At 64.0% G+C, this 2,115-nt stretch carries 2 protein-coding genes and 1 pseudogene; 1 reads left to right on the forward strand and 2 read right to left on the reverse strand.

Annotation, left to right across the window (positions count from 1 at the left end):
- Positions 1 to 123 precede the first annotated feature (123 nt).
- A pseudogene (locus tag IG99_RS43220) lies at positions 124 to 1,251 on the forward strand (tyrosine-type recombinase/integrase); the annotation flags it as partial.
- Positions 1,252 to 1,397: 146 nt separating this feature from the next.
- On the opposite strand, the gene IG99_RS43225 reads toward IG99_RS43220, so the two are convergent.
- A complete protein-coding gene (locus tag IG99_RS43225; RefSeq protein ID WP_037684505.1) occupies positions 1,398 to 1,721 on the reverse strand; it encodes a hypothetical protein in 324 nt (107 codons plus the stop codon).
- A 16-nt stretch (positions 1,722 to 1,737) separates the two neighbouring features.
- Positions 1,738 to 2,115 (reverse strand): hypothetical protein (locus tag IG99_RS51280; RefSeq protein WP_234312180.1); only part of this gene is annotated, 378 nt, incomplete at its 5' end.

Raw genomic sequence — 2,115 nt, forward strand, 5'->3', positions numbered from 1 at the left:
CGCGCTCAACCTCATTCGCCTCGATGCCTGGTGGAACGGCCACCCGCTCGACCGCACCCGCGTCAGTCACCTTGCCCGCCTCGGCCTCTCTCTCGCCGCATGACCGAATAAGCCAGCAGGATCGGCAACACCCGCAAACGCATCCACGTCTACGGCACCACCCGCAAAGAAGCGCTGGCCAAGCTCACCGAGAAGATCGCCACCAGCAACCGCGGCCTCCCCGCTCCCTCCGCGCAGGGCAGCGTGGCCGCGTACCTGACGTACTGGCTGGAAAACGTCGCCGTCCACCACCTCCGCGAGAACACCCACACCCGCTATACCGCCTGCGTCAACCGGTACCTCATCCCCGGCCTCGGCAAGAAGAAGCTCACCAAGCTCACCGCCAAGGACGTCCGCACCTGACTCAACCAGCTCCGCACTACCTGCCAGTGCTGCGCGCGTGGCATCGACGCCCGGCGCGACCAGCCTCGCTGCTGCGCTGCAGGCCAGTGCTGTCGCAAGCTGCTCTCCCCGCTGACTCTGACCTACATCCATTCCGTGCTCAAGTCCGCCCTGGAGCACGCCGTGCGTGAGGAGGAGATCCCGCGCAACGTGGCCCGCAACGTCCGCACCGGCACGCCTCGGCCCCGACGCTTCGAACCCCTCACCGCCGACGAAGCCCGCCGACTCCTCACCACCGCGAACGAACACCGCTTGCAGGCCCTGTTCGAACTCGCCCTCCACACCGGACTCCGCAAGGGCGAACTCCTCGGCCTGTGCTGGGAAGACCTCGACCTCGGAGCGGGCACCGCCGCCATCCGCCGCACACTCCAGCGCACCAGCGCAGGCGGGCTTACCACGCTGCCCACCAAGACCCGGGCCTCCGAACGCCGCATCGCCCTCCCCACCCGCTGCGCCGAGTCCCTGCAGCTCCACCACGAACAGCAGCAGCGCGAAAGTAAGGCCGCAGGCAGTGCGTGGCAGCACAGGGGGCACGTATTCGCTACAGCGCAGAGCAGACCGATCGACCCGACCAACCTCACCCGCACCTTCACCACGCTCCTCCGCAAGGCCGGCCTCCGCCGCATCCGATTTCACGACCTCAGGCACTCGACCGCGACCCTGCTCCTGGAACAGGGAGTCGAACTCGTCGTGATCAAGGAACTCCTCGGCCACGCCCACATCGGCGTCACCGCCACCGTCTACGCCCACGTCCGACTCCGCCTCCAGCGCGACGCCATCGACCTCCTCGGCCGCGCCCTTGACCACCCCTGGCACACGTACGGCAACGGCGGCGGACGCCACCTGGTGTCCGCCGCCGTTGCCGTCATCTACTGCCGTCAAGCGGCAAAACGGCCCCTGCAGGTGACACCCGCAGGGGCCGCATCTTTGCCTTGGATGCATAGTAAATCGGAAGCCTAAATCGGCTCGCCCGCCACTCCACTGAACCCAACGAGGCTGTTCCTCTTCGCCATGTCAAGAATCTCAGGGAGATAATCCAGTTGGCGAACCGAGAGGGTCAGGAGGACGTACTTTCCCGCGTCATCCGGTTCCTCTTCCAGGTCGAATCGAGACGGCTCCAGAACGTCTTCCACATCTGGCCACCTAGTCAGCAACTCCTCCCGGAACCGCAACACGTCAGGGCTCACGATAAGGTCGCTGGTGTCGCCCTCAGCGAGGTTGTCGAAAACTTCCTCAGGGTTCCCGGCAGAGCGCTTCCAGAAGCCGAAGTCGCTACTCACATGCCATCCTCTCAGGTTAGGGGTTGCAGATTGGACACTCTGTACCGCGCCGGACGACCGAGGTTTCAAACCCGTACGTCTTCGCTAGCCATTCGTCCTTCCTTCGCTGGCCCCTCGTGTAATTCGATTTATTCACCTTCACCTCATAAAGGTGAAGGTTTCCGTCTGGGTTCCGGACCGCGATATCCACTTGACGCCTGCCGTAAGGAGTCCACAAATCAAGTCCATTCCCGTAGCTCTCGCTGTAGATATCAGACTTGTCGTAGAACTTCTCAAACGTCTCCGTCATTTCATCGACACCGGCAGCGCCACGGGCTTTGTCGTGCGGGCGAATGCCGCAGTTGCTGTTGTGAACGAGTACCGGCGTCTCACCCGCCAGCACATAGTACGTGTG

This window comes from Streptomyces griseus subsp. griseus (assembly GCF_000720255.1).
Lineage (GTDB): Bacteria > Actinomycetota > Actinomycetes > Streptomycetales > Streptomycetaceae > Streptomyces > Streptomyces griseus_I.